The sequence below is a fragment of the Microbacterium sp. MF43 genome (genome assembly GCF_012847295.1).
Taxonomy (GTDB): Bacteria; Actinomycetota; Actinomycetes; order Actinomycetales; family Microbacteriaceae; genus Microbacterium.
Genome location: NZ_JABBDY010000001.1, coordinates 760,265 through 775,746, shown reverse-complemented (window position 1 = coordinate 775,746; position 15,482 = coordinate 760,265). Strand labels below are relative to the sequence as shown.

Annotated in this window: 16 protein-coding genes; 9 read left to right on the top strand and 7 right to left on the bottom strand. The window is 68.5% G+C overall.

Annotation, left to right across the window (positions count from 1 at the left end):
- The first annotated feature begins 4 nt into the window (after positions 1-4).
- Positions 5-1,111 carry a class I SAM-dependent methyltransferase gene (locus HF323_RS03505; protein WP_169581144.1) on the top strand — a complete coding sequence of 369 codons (1,107 nt, stop codon included), beginning with the start codon at positions 5-7 and terminating at the stop codon, positions 1,109-1,111.
- A gap of 6 nt (positions 1,112-1,117) precedes the next feature.
- On the opposite strand, the gene HF323_RS03500 is transcribed toward HF323_RS03505, so the two are convergent.
- Both HF323_RS03500 and HF323_RS03495 read right to left on the bottom strand, forming a co-directional pair.
- A complete protein-coding gene (locus HF323_RS03500) occupies positions 1,118-1,498 on the bottom strand; it encodes a hypothetical protein (RefSeq protein ID WP_169581143.1) in 381 nt (126 codons plus the stop codon).
- 147 nt (positions 1,499-1,645) lie between these two features.
- Positions 1,646-2,338 carry a hypothetical protein gene (locus HF323_RS03495; RefSeq protein WP_169581142.1) on the bottom strand — a complete coding sequence of 231 codons (693 nt, stop codon included), beginning with the start codon at positions 2,336-2,338 and terminating at the stop codon, positions 1,646-1,648.
- Positions 2,339-2,917: 579 nt separating this feature from the next.
- Here HF323_RS03495 and HF323_RS03490 point away from each other — a divergent pair.
- On the top strand, positions 2,918-3,766 hold the full coding sequence (locus HF323_RS03490; protein ID WP_223169130.1) for a hypothetical protein: 849 nt from the start codon (positions 2,918-2,920) through the stop codon (positions 3,764-3,766).
- 142 nt (positions 3,767-3,908) lie between these two features.
- Here the strand turns inward: HF323_RS03490 and nrdF are convergent, their stop codons facing one another.
- The 4 genes from nrdF to nrdH are packed head-to-tail and all read right to left on the bottom strand — an operon-like array spanning position 3,909 to position 7,781.
- Positions 3,909-4,883 (bottom strand): class 1b ribonucleoside-diphosphate reductase subunit beta, encoded by a 975-nt coding sequence (gene nrdF, locus HF323_RS03485; RefSeq protein WP_169581141.1) that lies wholly within the window; start codon positions 4,881-4,883, stop codon positions 3,909-3,911.
- 57 nt (positions 4,884-4,940) lie between these two features.
- Positions 4,941-7,097, bottom strand: coding sequence for a class 1b ribonucleoside-diphosphate reductase subunit alpha (nrdE, locus tag HF323_RS03480; protein WP_169581140.1), 2,157 nt, complete (start codon positions 7,095-7,097; stop codon positions 4,941-4,943).
- Positions 7,079-7,543 carry a class Ib ribonucleoside-diphosphate reductase assembly flavoprotein NrdI gene (gene nrdI, locus HF323_RS03475; RefSeq protein WP_169581139.1) on the bottom strand — a complete coding sequence of 155 codons (465 nt, stop codon included), beginning with the start codon at positions 7,541-7,543 and terminating at the stop codon, positions 7,079-7,081. The genes nrdE and nrdI overlap by 19 nt, the downstream gene beginning before the upstream one ends.
- 4 nt (positions 7,544-7,547) lie before the next feature.
- Entirely contained in the window at positions 7,548-7,781 is a 234-nt protein-coding gene (gene nrdH, locus HF323_RS03470) for a glutaredoxin-like protein NrdH (RefSeq protein ID WP_055966648.1), read from the bottom strand.
- A gap of 413 nt (positions 7,782-8,194) precedes the next feature.
- Here nrdH and HF323_RS03465 point away from each other — a divergent pair, with 413 nt between their 5' ends.
- On the top strand, positions 8,195-9,400 hold the full coding sequence (locus tag HF323_RS03465; protein WP_169581138.1) for an MFS transporter: 1,206 nt from the start codon (positions 8,195-8,197) through the stop codon (positions 9,398-9,400).
- 44 nt (positions 9,401-9,444) lie between these two features.
- On the opposite strand, the gene HF323_RS03460 is transcribed toward HF323_RS03465, so the two are convergent.
- Complete coding sequence (locus HF323_RS03460) at positions 9,445-9,855, bottom strand: pilus assembly protein CpaE (RefSeq protein WP_169581137.1); 411 nt, start codon at positions 9,853-9,855, stop codon at positions 9,445-9,447.
- A gap of 178 nt (positions 9,856-10,033) precedes the next feature.
- Here HF323_RS03460 and HF323_RS03455 point away from each other — a divergent pair, with 178 nt between their 5' ends.
- The 6 genes from HF323_RS03455 (at position 10,034) to HF323_RS03430 (ending at position 15,464) form a co-directional block, all read left to right on the top strand.
- On the top strand, positions 10,034-10,297 hold the full coding sequence (locus HF323_RS03455; protein ID WP_169581136.1) for a hypothetical protein: 264 nt from the start codon (positions 10,034-10,036) through the stop codon (positions 10,295-10,297).
- 9 nt (positions 10,298-10,306) lie between these two features.
- Positions 10,307-11,074: an alpha/beta hydrolase gene (locus HF323_RS03450; RefSeq protein WP_169581135.1), complete on the top strand. Its 768-nt coding sequence runs from the start codon at positions 10,307-10,309 to the stop codon at positions 11,072-11,074.
- Positions 11,071-12,243: an acyl-CoA dehydrogenase family protein gene (locus HF323_RS03445; RefSeq protein ID WP_169581134.1), complete on the top strand. Its 1,173-nt coding sequence runs from the start codon at positions 11,071-11,073 to the stop codon at positions 12,241-12,243. Before HF323_RS03450 ends, HF323_RS03445 begins: the two co-directional genes overlap by 4 nt.
- A gap of 102 nt (positions 12,244-12,345) precedes the next feature.
- A complete protein-coding gene (locus HF323_RS03440) occupies positions 12,346-13,668 on the top strand; it encodes a hypothetical protein (RefSeq protein ID WP_169581133.1) in 1,323 nt (440 codons plus the stop codon).
- Between the two features lie 116 nt (positions 13,669-13,784).
- Positions 13,785-15,056, top strand: coding sequence for a DUF445 domain-containing protein (locus HF323_RS03435; protein ID WP_169581132.1), 1,272 nt, complete (start codon positions 13,785-13,787; stop codon positions 15,054-15,056).
- Between the two features lie 66 nt (positions 15,057-15,122).
- Positions 15,123-15,464, top strand: a complete 342-nt coding sequence (locus HF323_RS03430; protein ID WP_169581131.1) for a gamma-glutamylcyclotransferase family protein — start codon at positions 15,123-15,125, stop codon at positions 15,462-15,464.
- Positions 15,465-15,482: the final 18 nt, after the last annotated feature.

Below are 15,482 nucleotides of genomic sequence, written 5' to 3'. Positions count from 1 at the left end.
GACGGTGGACTACTCCCCCGCCGAGCTGCGGCGATGGCCGGACCTCGAGGGTCCCGATCTGGCAGCCTCCGACGCCGCCGATCGCCTGATCCTCGACGAATCCTCCGCCGCACGACGCACCGCACCCACGGGAACGCTGGTCGTGATCGGGGACGGCTACGGCGCGCTGACGCTCGGCGCGGCGGCCGACGGCGCACGCGGCATCCGGGTCCACCAGGACGCCCTCACCGGCGAGCGCGCCCTCGCCGCGAACGCCGAGCGGTTCGGACTCGCCTCGGCATTCGAGTCGCTGCCGCTGTCGGAGCCGCTCGTCCGCGGTGCGCGGGTGGTGCTCCTGCGCCTCCCCCGTTCGCTCGATGCCCTGCGCGATATCGCCGGCCTCATCGCAGCGCATTCCGCCCCCGACGTCGTCGTCTTCGCCGGCGGACGCGTGAAGCACATGGCGCTCACGATGAACGACGTGCTGCGCGAGCACTTCGACCGCGTGGACGTGTCGCATGCGCGCCAGAAATCGCGCGTGCTGATCGCGCGAGGTCCGCACTCGGGCCGCGATCCCGAGGCACGCTGCGAGACGCACGACGGCCTCACGGTGTGCGCGTACGGCGGAGCGTTCGCGGGACCGTCGATCGACATCGGCACGCGATTCCTGCGGGAGCACCTCCCCGATCTGTCGCGCCTCGACCGTGCGGTGGACCTCGCGTGCGGCACGGGTGTCATCGCGACGAGCCTGGCGCTGAGGCATCCGGAACTGCGCGTATACGCGTGCGACCAGTCTGCGGCCGCGGTCGCGTCGACGCGCGCCACCGCCGATGCGAACGGCGTGGGTGATCGCATCGAGGTGGTGAGGGACGACATGCTGGGTGCCCTGCCGGCCGCCTCCGAGGAGTTCATCGCACTCAACCCGCCCTTCCACATCGGCGCGGCGGTCACCGAGAGCGTCGCACCCCGGCTCTTCGCCGACGCCGCTCGCGTGCTGCGGACGGGCGGCGAACTCTGGGCCGTGTGGAACTCGGCGCTGCAGTACCGCGCGGCACTCGATCGGCTGGTCGGGCCGACCCGTCAGGTCGCCCGCAACGCCAAGTTCACCGTGACGGCGTCGATCAAGCGCTGATCGGGCTCACTCGCCGTCGCGTGTCGACCACAGCGCCCATGCGATGAGCGCAGGCTGGAAGAACAGCCGCGCGAGGCGCTTGGCGTCGCTGTCGAGCCCGAAGCCGTCACGACGCTTGGCGTACTGCTCGATGTTGCCGGGGAAGACCGCGACGAAGAAGGCGGCGAGGATCATGCCGATGCGCCGTCTCGAGCGAGGCAGGGTCACCAGAGCCGCGCCCAGCATGATCTCCACGGCACCGGATGCCACCACGACCGCGTCCTTGTCCATGACCTTCGTCGCGAGGTCGGGCACCTGCGCCTGGAACTCCCGGCGCCCCCAGAACAGGTGGCTGGCGCCGGCGAACACGAGGGCCGCGGCGAGGATCCACCGCGCCACGCCCCTCATCGAGTGCTCCGCGACGTCGCGCGGGCGGCGCCTTCGCCAGAGGGAGAGGTCATGGGGCGGGCTCCGTTCGATGCGGGTGATCGTCGGGTCCACCCTGACAGGCGCTGGGCGCGTCCGGGCGCTCTTGACACGAGGCCAGCCGGCGGATCAGTCCTCGGCCGTCGGGGCGTTTGGAGCCGGCGGGGCGAACGCCACCCACGACCCACCGGAGCACTGGTAGAACATCGGCGCAGTGGTGTCGATGTAGATGTCGTCCGCCGTGCACGCACCGGCGGCCGGTTCACCCTCGCCGAGCGTCACCTGCGTGCCGGGTTCGCCCTGCTCGCCTTGCTCGCCCTGCGCGCCCTGCTCGCCCTGCGCGCCCTGCGCGCCTGTGGAACCGGTCGCGCCGGTGGCTCCCGTCGCTCCCGTCGCGCCCGTGGCGCCGGTGAGGTTCGCCGCAGCGGACTCGCGGATGTTGCCGACGAGTGTCCACTCGCCGTCCTCGAAGAGGTAGACGTCGGCGTCCGAGATGTCGATGTAGAGGTCTCCCTCCGAGCCCTTGCCGGCTTCCGGGGCGCCGGATCCCGCCCGCACGGCCGAACCGGCGGGCAGGATCTCGTCAAGCGCGGCCTCGTAATCCTCGACGGAGGCCGTCTGCTCCGCCACCGGGGTCGCCTGGGCGGCCGGCTGCGTGTCGACAGACCGGGCGAGCCACGACCCGAGGAATGCCGCGAAGAACGCGATCACCACGACGGCGAGCCCGAACCAGATGAGCGTGCCGCGAGTGATCGGAGTCGGTGCGGGAGGGCTTCCCGCCGGGCTCGTGGGCGTCGGCGCGGGCGTGATGCCGTCGGACATGGCGCTCTCCAATCCACCGCTCCCCAGTTCGCCGGTGGGGGCCCGGCATCGAGCGGCTGACGCTCACACTGTAGGAACCGGCCCCCGTCATCGGCCTCACCCCGGGAGGATGATCCGGGGCGCCCGGGGCGGAGTGCAGGCTCGATCGTCGTCAGGGCGGACTGCTCGAACATCCTCGCCGAGGGCGACGACGTGCTGTTCGGCCACCACCGGCCCGCGGAGGTTGCCACCGCGGAACTCACCGGAGTCGTCGGAAGCGAGCCGGCCATCAGTGAGAACCAGCGATCAGATGCGATTTCGCGACTACCAGCTGTACGCGTGACACGGCTTCGAACTCACCGTTCGCTGACCCAGACCTGTCGGCATCCGTTCGGCATTTACTCAGGAAATCATCAGGCTACGCTCAAGTCCCCGTTCCGGCGTGCGCGTCCGCGTAGCGTCGCACCGGAGCGCACTTTGTGCGCGGGATTCCGGGGGGAAGTGTCCGCGGTCGTGCCGCGCCGTCGCGTCCGGACGGCACACAACGAGTCGGTCGGACCGTGCTGCTCTTGTTCGCCGCACCACTTCCGGGAGAGAGCCATGACAGATACACAGCAGCCCCCTTACGCGCCGCAGCCCCAGGCGCCTCAGCCCTATCCGCAGCTGGCTCCAGCCGCCGACAAGGGCGGGCGCAACATCCTCGGCATCATCGCCCTCATCGCCGCCGCGGTCGGTTTCATCTTCGCCTGCGTCCCCGGCGCTCTCATCGTCGGCTGGATCCTGCTGCCCATCGCCTTCATCCTCGGCCTGGTCTCCCTCTTCCTCAAGGGCAAGAAGAAGTGGCAGGGCATCACCGCCATCATCGTGTCGGTCGTCGGCACCATCGTCGGCGTCATCGTCTTCTTCGCTGTCGTGGCCGCGTCCTTCAACGACGCATTCGGCGGTACGGACGTGGAGGTCGGCACCGGTGACGGGTCCTCCGTCGTCGAGGAGGACAGCTCCGGCGACGAAGCTGGCGGTGAGGTCGGCACCCGCGAGAACCCCGCGCCGCTCGGTGCCCCCATCGAGTCGGACGATTGGACCGTCGTCATCAACTCGGTCAACCTCGATGCGACCGAAGCGGTGCTCGCCGAGAATGACTTCAACGAGGCACCCGCCGACGGCTCGGTCATCATCGGCATCAACTACACCGTGACCTATACCGGTGATGACGCTGATGGGCAGATGCCCGCCATGGTCGGCGTCGAGTATGTGACAGCCAGCGGCAACACTGTCGACGGCCTGGAGAACATCGTCGTCGGCCCAGATGAGATCGACACCATGAGCGCGCTGTACACGGACGCCTCGGTGACCGGCAACACGTACATCGAGGTGCCCGCACCGGTGGACGGCGTCATCGCGGTGCGCGCAGGCATGCTAGCCGACAAGGTGTTCGTCGCCACCCAGTAGCGAGGGCGGGCCGCACCCCGCCTGCGTGCCTCCGATGACCTCCAGCACGCGACCGAGGCCCCCGACCGATCACCTGAGCGGTGACCGGTCGGGGGCCTCGTCCTGACGTGATCCCGCCCAGCACAGCGGAATCGAGGGGTTGCTAGAAGTCCCAGTCCTCGTCTTCGGTGGCCTCGGCCTTGCCGATGACGTACGACGAGCCCGACCCCGAGAAGAAGTCGTGGTTCTCGTCGGCGTTCGGCGAGAGCGCCGAGAGGATCGCGGGGTTCACGTTCGTGACCGTCGCGGGGAACATCGCCTCGTAGCCCAGGTTCATGAGGGCCTTGTTGGCGTTGTAGTGCAGGAACTTCTTGACGTCCTCGGTCAGGCCGACGCTGTCGTAGAGGTCCTGCGTGTACTGCACCTCGTTGTCGTAGAGCTCGTACAGCAGCGAGAACGTGTAGTCCTTGATGTCGTTGCGCGTGGCCTCGTCGACCTTCTCGAGTCCGCGCTGGAACTTGTAGCCGATGTAGTAGCCGTGCACGGCCTCGTCACGGATGATGAGGCGGATGAGGTCGGCCGTGTTGGTGAGCTTGGCACGGCTCGACCAGTGCATCGGCAGGTAGAAGCCCGAGTAGAAGAGGAACGACTCGAGCAGGGTCGAGGCGACCTTGCGCTTGAGGGGCTCGTCGCCGCGGTAGTACTCCATGACGATCTGAGCCTTCTTCTGAAGGTTCGGGTTCTCGACAGACCAGCGGAACGCCTCGTCGATCTCCTTCGTCGAGCACAGCGTCGAGAAGATCGACGAGTACGACTTGGCGTGCACCGACTCCATGAACGCGATGTTCGTGTAGACGGCCTCCTCGTGCGGCGTGAGCGCGTCGGGGATCAGCGACACGGCGCCGACCGTGCCCTGGATCGTGTCGAGCAGCGTCAGGCCCGTGAAGACCCGCATCGTGAGGGTCTGCTCCTCGGGGGTGAGCGTGTTCCACGACTGGATGTCGTTGGACAGCGGCACCTTCTCGGGCAGCCAGAAGTTGTTCACGACGCGGTTCCACACCTCGAGGTCCTTGTCGTCCTGGATGCGGTTCCAGTTGATGGCCTGGACGTGGTCCAGGAGCTGGAGCTTCTCGCTCATGGTTGTGTTCTTCTCTCTTCGCGTTTCGCCTGGTTGCGCTGGCTCAATGACCGGGGATCACAGCGTGCACGAGACGCACTCGCTCATGTCCGTGCCCTCGAGCGCCATCTGACGGAGGCGGATGTAGTAGATCGTCTTGATGCCCTTGCGCCACGCGTAGATCTGGGCCTTGTTGATGTCGCGCGTCGTCGCGGTGTCCTTGAAGAACAGCGTGAGCGAGAGGCCCTGGTCGACGTGCTGCGTCGCGGCGGCGTACGTGTCGATGACCTTCTCGTAGCCGATCTCGTAGGCGTCCTGGTAGTACTCCAGGTTCTCGTTCGTCATGAACGCCGCCGGGTAGTAGACGCGCCCGAGCTTGCCTTCCTTGCGGATCTCGATCTTCGCGGCGATCGGGTGGATCGACGAGGTCGAGTTGTTGATGTACGAGATCGAGCCGGTCGGCGGCACCGCCTGCAGGTTCTGGTTGTAGATGCCGTGCTGCTGGATCGAGGCCTTCAGCGCGCGCCAGTCGTCCTGCGTGGGGATGTGGTGGCCCGCGAACATCTGCGCGACCTTCTCGGTCGCCGGCACCCACTCCTGGTCGATGTACTTGTCGAAGAACTCCCCCGACGCGTAGGTGGAGTCCTCGAACCCGTCGAAGGTCTCACCGCGCTCGATGGCGATCTTGTTCGAGGCGGTCAGCGCGTGGAACAGCACCGAGTAGAAGTAGATGTTCGTGAAGTCGACACCCTCCTCCGAGCCGTAGTGCACGTGCTCGCGGGCGAGGTAGCCGTGCAGGTTCATCTGCCCGAGGCCGATCGCGTGCGAGCGGTCGTTGCCGTCCTCGATCGAGCGCACCGATGTGATGTGGCTCTGATCGCTGACCGCGGTGAGAGCACGGATGCTGGTGTCCACCGTCTTCGCCAGGTCGCCGCCGTCCATCGCGAGGGCGATGTTGAGCGAGCCCAGGTTGCAGGAGATGTCCTTGCCGATCTCCTTGTACGAGAGGTCCTCGTTGTAGGTGGTCGGGGTGTTGACCTGCAGGATCTCGCTGCAGAGGTTCGACATGTTGATGCGGCCATTGATCGGGTTGGCCTTGTTCACCGTGTCTTCGAACATGATGTACGGGTAGCCCGACTCGAACTGGATCTCGGCGAGGGTCTGGAAGAACTCGCGCGCGTTGATCTTCGTCTTCTTGATGCGCGGGTCGTCGACCATCTCGCGGTACTTCTCGGTGACGGAGATGTCACCGAACGGCACGCCGTAGACCTTCTCGACGTCGTACGGCGAGAACAGGTACATGTCTTCGCCGTTCTTGGCGAGCTCGAACGTGATGTCGGGAACCACGACGCCCAGCGACAGCGTCTTGATGCGGATCTTCTCGTCGGCGTTCTCGCGCTTGGTGTCGAGGAACCGCATGATGTCGGGGTGGTGCGCGTTGAGGTACACCGCACCGGCCCCCTGGCGGGCACCGAGCTGATTGGCGTAGCTGAAGCTGTCTTCGAGGAGCTTCATGACAGGGATGATGCCCGAGGACTGGTTCTCGATCTGCTTGATCGGAGCGCCCGACTCGCGGATGTTCGAGAGCAGCAGCGCGACACCGCCGCCGCGCTTGCTGAGCTGGAGCGACGAGTTGATGCCGCGCGAGATCGACTCCATGTTGTCTTCGATGCGCAGCAGGAAGCAGGAGACGAGTTCGCCGCGCTGCGCCTTTCCGGCATTGAGGAACGTCGGCGTCGCCGGCTGGAAGCGGCCGGAGATGATCTCGTCGACGAGGTTCGTCGCGAGCTTCTCGTCGCCGTCGGCGAGGGCGAGGGCCGTCATCACGACGCGGTCCTCGAAGCGCTCGAGGTACCGCTTGCCGTCGAAGGTCTTCAGCGTGTAGCTCGTGTAGTACTTGAACGCGCCAAGGAACGTCTCGAACCGGAACTTCTTGCCGTAGGCGAAGTCGTTGAGCTTCTGGATGAAGTCGAACGAGTACTTCTCGAGCACGGTCGGCTCGTAGTACTCCTTCTCGACGAGGTAGTCGAGGCGCTCCTTGAGGGAGTGGAAGAACACCGTGTTCTGGTTGACGTGCTGCAGGAAGTACTCCCGCGCGGCGCGCTTGTCGGCGTCGAACTGGATGTTCCCGTCGGCGTCGTACAGGTTGAGCATCGCGTTGAGGGCGTGATAGTCCATGCCCTCGAAGCGCGCCTCTGTCTTGAAGTCCTTCTCGGTCACTGCGGTGTCTGCCATCGTTCCAATCCCTCGCTCACGCGATCCACGTCTTCGGGCGTGCCGAATACTTCGAGCCGGTACAAGTGCGGCACATGACACTTGCGGCTGATGATGTCGCCGGCGATGCAGAAATGCTCGCCGAAGTTGGTGTTGCCCGCGGAGATCACCCCGCGAATCAGGCGCCGGTTGCGCTCGTCGTTGAGGAACCGGATCACCTGCTTGGGAACGGCGCCCTTCTCCTCCCCCCGGCCCTGGCCTCCGCCGTAGGTCGGGGTGACGAGGATGAAAGGCTCATCGACCACGAGGGGCGGTTCGCCGCCGTGAAGCGGGATCCGCACCGCTCTCGCTCCGAGCTTCTCGATGAAGCGCGCGGTGTTGCCCGAGACGCTCGAGAAGTAGACGAGGAGCGGAGTCGCGGCCCGACGCCCGGCAACCGCGTTTCGCTGTGCGATCGCGGTTGCCATGGCGTCACGCGAGCCGCGAAGCGAGCTCGTCGATCTTGTCGGGACGGAAGCCCGACCAGTGGTCTTCATCGGTGATGACGACCGGCGCCTGGAGGTACCCCAGCGCCTTGACCTGCTCGAGGGCCGAAGGGTCCTCGGAAAGGTCGTGGATTTCGTACTCGATCCCCTTGGAATCGAGCGCTCGGTAGGTCGCGGTGCACTGCACGCACGCGGGCTTCGTGTAGACGGTGATCGTCATGTCGACCCTGTCTCTCCCCTCACATCCGCTGGTTTGTCCGGCAGGCCCCCCGCCGGGAGACCAATACTACATATGGGTACCGACATTGGATAGCACCACAAGGGCTAGTAGTTACATCAGTGTGATTTTCCACCGCTCTCCCCATGTACAACACAGGTTCTCCACCGTTTCATCCACAGGACGGCGACGGATTCCGAACCTGGAAAAACCCTGAATCACGCGCCTTTCGGATGCCTCGGCGACGGCTCTCCACAGATCCGACGGTAGGCGGGGCATCCGACATCGGATCTGCCTGTGGATGGGACCTCTCGGCGTGTCGCGGCGTGTCGTCTGCGAGGTGCGGCGTGTGCCCTGCGGGGTGCGGCGCCGGCGGGCGAGTCGGACGCGTCTCAGGCCCGCGCTAACGTGGACGGGTGGCTGGCTACCGGGATCTTCTGCGCACTCCGGGGGTCGGTCGCATCATCGCCGCGCAGCTCACCGCGCGATTCCCCAACGGCATGACGAGCCTGGCGATCCTGCTGCACATCGAGTTCGTCACCGGGTCGTACGCAGCTGCCGGCCTCGTGCTCGCGGCCGCATCCATCGGCCAGGCGATCGCCGGCCCGGTCACGAGCCGGTGGATGGGCCGGTGGGGCATGCGACCCGTCATCACGGCGACGCTCGTGATCTGCGCCCTCTCGATCACCGCCATCGCCCTGCTGACCCTCCCGGTGCCCGGCTACATGGCGCTCGGGTTCGTGAGCGGCCTCTCGACGCCGCCGATCCAGTCCGCCGCCCGCACGATCTACCCGAAACTGGTCACGGCGAAGCAGCTCACACCGCTCTTCTCGCTCGACGCCTCGCTGCAGGAGATCATCTGGATCATCGCGCCCGTCGTGATCACCCTCGTGGCGACCCAGGTCGGCACGGTGCCGGCACTCCTGCTCATCGTCGTCATCCTCCTCGGCGGCGGGGCGTGGTTCATCCTGTCCCCCGAGGTGGGGCGGGTGCGCATCCCCCGCAGCCGCCGGAGCATCGGCAAGGTGCTCGCCAAGACCCCGGTGCTGCTGGCGACCGTGGTCGGCTTCCTGCTCATCGGCGCGTGCGCGGCCGTCGAGGCGGGAGTCGTCGCGACGTTCGACCACGGCGGACTCGAGGCTGGCATCGTCCTCGCGCTGTTCTCGGTCGGCAGCCTCGCAGGAGGCCTGGCCTTCGGCCACATCCCGATCGGACCCTGGGCGATGGCGCGCAGGCTGGCGATCGTCACCGTCGGACTGGCCCTCACCATCGTGTCGCTGAACGTGTTCTGGCTGGGCGGCACGCTCGTGCTCGCGGGCATCGGCATCGCCCCCGCGCTCGCCGTGCTGTTCGCCATGACGTCGGCGAGCGTCAAGTTCAGCGACACCGCCGAGGCCTTCGGCTGGGTCGGCACCGGGCAGCTCATCGGCGCGGCGGCGGGCTCAGCGATCGCAGGGTTCCTCATCGACGACATCGGGCCGACCGGCGCGTACATCGCGGCCACCGCCTTCGCGGCGGCGGGTCTCCTCGTCGCCGTCGCGTTCGTCCGCGGCTTCCCCGACCTGCGCGGGCGCGATGCCAGCCCCATCCCCGACACCGAGCCGGTGCAGACGATCACCTGATCACGCCGTAGCCCTCTCGGAATCCGACCAGCCGGGGTCCGGCCTCAGGACAGACGGCGCAGCAGTTCGAGGAGGGCGAGCGCGTAGGCGTCGGCCGGCTCCGGGTGCTCGAACACGCGAAGCCCACCGCCGAGCTCGACCTCGACCTCGACCTGGAAGGTGTCGGGAAGGCGTCGCAGCGACCGGAAGGAGCGCCCGAGCATCTCGCGGAGCTGCCCTTCGTGCGGAAGCCACAGGGCGTCCTCGAGTGCCACGGAGTCCAGCGCCCACTCGGTCGTGCCGTTGAAGGCGAGGATGCGCCCTGTCGGGTACTCGCGCGGCTCGATCGTCATGTCGCTGACCGTGAAGACGTCGGCCTCGAACTCCGGCTCGTCGAGCTGGAACCGATCCCCGGACCGCGGATGCCACACCAGGCCCGCGTCGCGGAGGGCGAGGGCGAGGTCCGTCGAGATCATGAGTTCATTCTCGCCGCCGCGGGGGCGAGGCGGGCCGGACGGGGCGTCCGACCGGGTCACCCGCCGGGTTGCACAACGGATCCGAACGTGTCAAGACCACCGGGCGGGCCTCGGCGCTGCGGTGTAATTCAGGAGCAGTCACACCGCGTGACGCGCGACCCCGAGGGGCTGAGAGAACATGACGATGATCGACGATGTCGCCGATCGGACCGGACTTCGCGGCTTCACGACGTGGGCGGAGGTGGACACCGGCTTCTGGGTGGGAAGCACCGACGGCGTCTTCCTGGGCACGATCGAGCGCGAGGCGGCCGACCGTTACCTCGCGCGGGACGCCGTCAGCCGCGACGTGGGAGAGTACCCGGATCTCGCGGCGGCACGGACGGCGGTGCTCGAGCGGATCGACCAGACGCTGCCGAGCGCCGAGGGCACGCGGCATCCGTAGCATGGCGGTATGCCTGCACCCGTGATCCTCCCCCGCCACTCGTGGGGCACTGCAGACGCTGACCGCCACGCACTCCTCGTGCACGGACTCGGCTCGAACGGCCCGCTGATGTGGCGCTACGGCGTCGCCCTCGCCGATGGCGGATGGCGCGCCGATGCCCTCGATCTCCGCGGCCACGGCACCGCGCCGCGCGCCCTCGACTACACGCTCGAGGCGTACGCCGCCGACCTGGCCGAGACCCGTCCCGCCGGCGGCGGGGCATGGGACCTCGTCGTCGGCCATTCGCTGGGCGGCGCGGCGTCGACGCTCGCCGCCTCCGCCGACCACGGCTGGACGCGGCGGCTCGTGCTCGTCGATCCCGCGATCTCGCTCACCGACCACGACCGGGAGGTGGTGCGTGAGAGCCAGGAGCAGTCGTTCGCCGACCCGTCGGCGCGCGCCGTGCGCGATGCGCATCCGCACTGGCACGAGCACGACATCGAGCTCAAGGCGCTCTCGGCGCGCCAGGCCAGCCGGTGGGCGGTCGAGCAGACGAGCGTCCAGAACCCGGTGTGGGACGTGACGGATGCCGCGGCCTCCCTCGCCGTCCCCACCCACGTGATCGGATCCGATCCCGGCGTCTACAGCATCTTCTGCGGCAAGCCCGCCGAGTCCGTCATCTCCGCCAACCCGCTCCTCACGCTCTCCGTCGTGGCAGGCGCGGGCCACTCGCCGCATCGCGACAAGCCGGAGGCCACGATCGCGCAGTTCCTCGCAGCGCTGGAGGTGCGGGTGTGAGCGGCTTCGACCCGTCCGCGTTCCTGTCGGACGAGCTGCTCGAGCGCATCCGCGCCCGGGCGGCGGCCCACGACCGCGACAACACGTTTCCCGAGGACGACCTCGCCGACCTCCGCGACGCCGGGTACCTGGCGATCCTCGCGCCGGCGGCACTCGGCGGCGGCGGGCTGGGGCTGGCCGAGGCATCCGTCCTCCAGCAGCGTCTCGCGGGAGCCGCCCCGGCGACCGCCCTGGCCGTGAACATGCACCTCGTCTGGACGGGGGTGGCCAAGGTGCTGGCCGACCGGGGCATCGATGCGCTGCGGTTCGTCCAGGAGGGCGCCGTGGCCGGCGAGGTCTTCGCGTTCGGCATCTCGGAGGCGGGAAACGACCTCGTGCTGTTCGGAAGCGGGACGGATGCCTCGCCCCTCGCCGACGGCGGCTACGCGTTCACCGGCACGAAGATCTTCACCTCGCTCGCGCCGGTGTGGACGCAGCTGGGGCTGCACGGCCTCGACACGACGTCGGCGGACGGTCCGAAGATGGTCTACGCCTTCGTTCCGCGCTCGGAGGAGGCGGGGCGTCGCATCGTCACGCGCGACGACTGGGACACGCTCGGCATGCGCGGCACCCAGTCGCGTACGACCGAGCTCCATCGCGCGGTGGCGCCGGTGGATCGGGTCGCCCGGCGCCTCGATCCCGGCCCGAACGCCGATCCGCTCGTGTTCGGCATCTTCAGCGTCTTCGAGATCCTCCTCGCGTCGGTCTACACCGGCATCGCCCGCCGCGCCCTCGATCTCGCCGTCGATGCGGCCGGGCGACGCACCTCGAAGAAGACCGGCAAGCCCTACAGCCAGGACCCCGACATCCGCTGGCGCATCGCCGACATGGCGCTGGCGTACGACGCGCTGCCGGCCCAGCTCGATGCGGTCGCACGTGATGTCGACGCGCTCGCCGACCATGGTGCGCGGTGGTTCTCGCTCCTGGCCGGACTCAAGCACCGCGCGGTCGTCGCCGCGAAGCGCATCGTCGACGACGCGGTGCTCGTCGCCGGCGGGTCGTCCTACTTCGCCTCCCACGAGCTCAGCCGGCTCTACCGCGACGTGCTCGCCGGGATGTTCCATCCGAGCGACCCGGAGTCGGCGCACTCGACCGTGGCGACGGCGTGGCTCGGACCCGTCGCGGACTGACCCTGTTGCGGCCGGAGGCACGAGGCTAGACTCCGGCCAGCCGGTCAGCACGACCGTCGGGGCATACCTCCCCCGTGTGGGGACGATGGGAGTCGAGTGTCTATGTCAGCGATGCTTCGGCGCGCGTCCGCGCGCATCGTTCGTGCGGTCTCCGCGGTGGTCGCCGCGGCCGCCGCGGTGACCGTGGGCGCGGTGGCTTCGCCGGCCGCTGTCGCTGCTCCACTCGGCGATCCGCCGGATCTGCGGGGCGTGACCGTCGTCGACGTGCGCGAGGCCGACGCCGACGCGGACGGGGTGGTCGACTCGCGAGTGACGTCCACGACCACCTACGACAACACCGGGCACGAGCTGTCCTCGCGCTGGGAGTACGACCCCGACGCAGATGGCACGATCGACTTCACGGTGGTCGACACCTCGACGTACGACAGGCACGGGCGGCTGACCCTGGTCGTCTCCGAGAGCTTCGAAGGTGCCGACCCGATCGCCGACTATCGCACCATGGAACAACTCGCCTACGACAAGCGCGGCGACCTCGTGCAGACCACTTTCAGCGTGGACTTCGAGGCGGACGGCGTGATCGACACCTCCACCGTCACCCGGGTCACGGCGACGAAGAACCCGGCGACCAGCACCTCGACCGTCGTCGGCGACTTCGACGGCGACGGCGCGGCTGATGACTCCACCGTGATGTACGCCGAGTACGACCGGCGGGGGCATCCCCTCTTCGAACGGATCACCAACGATCTCAACTCGGACGGCGCCTTCGAGAGCTGGCAGGAGGTGACCCGGACCTTCAACGCACGAGGGGCGATCCTCACGAGCAGCGCGGTCGGGGTCGGCCAGGACGAGCCCGATACCGACATGGTGTGGCGCTACGCGAACTCCGGCCTGCTCACCGGCTGGACCACCGTGCAGGAGGGGGGCGCGACATCGACGACGGAGCTGACCTACGACTCTCACCGACGGCAGGTCGGCTCGCTCGAGAGCATCGACCTCGACAGCAGCGGGACGATCGACACCACCATCCGGAAGGCCGACGTCTGGGACGGTGACCGCCTTCTCTCCTCCACGACCGAGACCATCACCGGGATCGGCACGGCGGAGGAGAGCCGGAGCCTCCTCGTGCTGACGAACCTGTTCGACGCCGCGGGCAACCTCGCCGAGACGGTCGAAGAACACGATGCCGACGGCGACGGCAACAGCGACTCGACCCAGCGATGGGAGTACGCGTACGACGCGGCAGACCAGCTGGTGCGGGCGCTGCAGACCTACGACGGCGACGGCGACGGCGTGGCCGACAGCATCTCGCGCGCGACGTACGTCTACGACGACGCCGGCTACCTCGTGCAGTGGATGCAGGAGGACGACCTGGACGCGGACGGCGTGTGGGATCGCCGCGAGACCGTCACCTCCACCGTGTCGTAGCCGATCCGGCGGGCGCGGACGAGCGCCGTCTTCCGTCCCGCAGACCCGATCGGGTGCTTCGGCGGCGGTCCGCAAGCCCCCCGCCACCGCGGGCGCACGCGTGCGAGGATGACGAAATGGCGCGCACCCCGACGGTCCTGCTGAGCCCGGCCGACCAGGAGCGACGCCGGGGCCTGCGGCTCATGAAGGCGGTCGCGCTCGGCGCGCTCGTCTTCATGGCGGTGCTCTTCGCGGTCGCGTTCGCGTTCCAGACGCAGGTGCCGGCGCTCGCGTACGTGCGGGCTGCGGCCGAGGGCGGCATGGTCGGCGCGCTCGCGGACTGGTTCGCCGTCACGGCGCTGTTCCGGCATCCGCTCGGCATCCCGATCCCCCACACGGCGATCATCCCCAACCGCAAGGACGAGATCGGCCGCACGCTGGGCGAGTTCGTCGAGACGGAGTTCCTGCGCGGCGACGTGGTGCGCCAGAAGCTCGAGGCGACGCCGATCTCGGCCAAGCTCGGCGAATGGCTGAGCGACCCCGCGCACGCCGAACGGGTGGCGGCCGAGGCATCCATCATGGCCGCCGGCGTGCTGCAGGCGCTCAGCGACGACGAAGTGCAGGGCATCATCGAGGACCTCGCCCGTGAGCACCTGATCACCCCGGAGTGGGGGCCGCCGCTCGGAGCATGGCTGGGCCGCATCGTCGAATCGGGCGCGCATCACGGCGCCGTCGACATGGCGGTCGACACCGTCGCCGCGTGGCTCGAGGCGAACCGGGTGGCGTTCACCGGGCTCGTCTCCCAGCGCCTGCCGTCGTGGCTGCCGTCCATGGCGCAGCGGCTCGTCGACGACACCGTCTACAACGAGGCTGTGAAGTTCATCGCCGCCGTTCGGGCCGATCCCGATCACCAGGCGCGGCGTGCGATCGACGGGTACCTCGACCGCCTCGCCGACAACCTGCAGCGCGACCCCGGCACGATCGGCCGCCTCGAGGACGCGAAGGCGAGCATGTTCGACAGCCCCCGCGTGCGCGAACTCGCCGCGGAGGCCTGGAACACCGCCAAGGCCGGACTGCTCGCGTCGCTCGCCGATCCCGAGAGCGGGCTGCGGCGGCGCGCAGCGGTCGCGCTCGCCGAGATCGGCGAGCGGTTGACGACGGATGCCTCGCTCCAGGCCCGCGTGGACTCGTGGGTCACCGACGCCGCCGTGTTCCTCGTCGACCGGTACCGCCACGACATCGCGTCGATCATCACCGACACCGTCGAGCACTGGGATCCCGCCGAGACCACCGAGAAGATCGAGCTCATGGTCGGCCGCGACCTGCAGTACATCCGGCTGAACGGCACGATCGTCGGCGCGCTCGCCGGCCTCGCCATCTTCTCCATCGCGCAGGCGCTGCTGGGCTGATCCGGGCCTGCGGCGATCCGGTGTCGCACAGAGGCGCCCGGCGATCGCGCGCGCTAGCCTGATCCCGTGGCCGCCGACCAGCTCCTCTTCAGCTACGGGACCCTCCAGCATCCCGAGGTGCAGCTCGACACGTTCGGGCGACTGCTCGTCTCCGAAGACGACGTCCTGCCCGGCTACACCGTCGACTACGCCGAGATCGAGGACACCCGGGTCGTCGACCTCTCGGGCCTCTCGGTGCACCCGGTGGTGCGCGAGACCGGCAACGCCCTCGACAAGGTCGTCGGCAGAGTGCTGTGGGTGACCGAGGAGGAGCTCGACGCCTCCGACGAGTACGAAGTCGCCCTGTACCGGAGGGTGCCGGTGGTGCTCGCGAGCGGCCGCGGTGCCTGGGCGTACGTGTCGGCATGAGTTCGGGGCGGTGCCTCG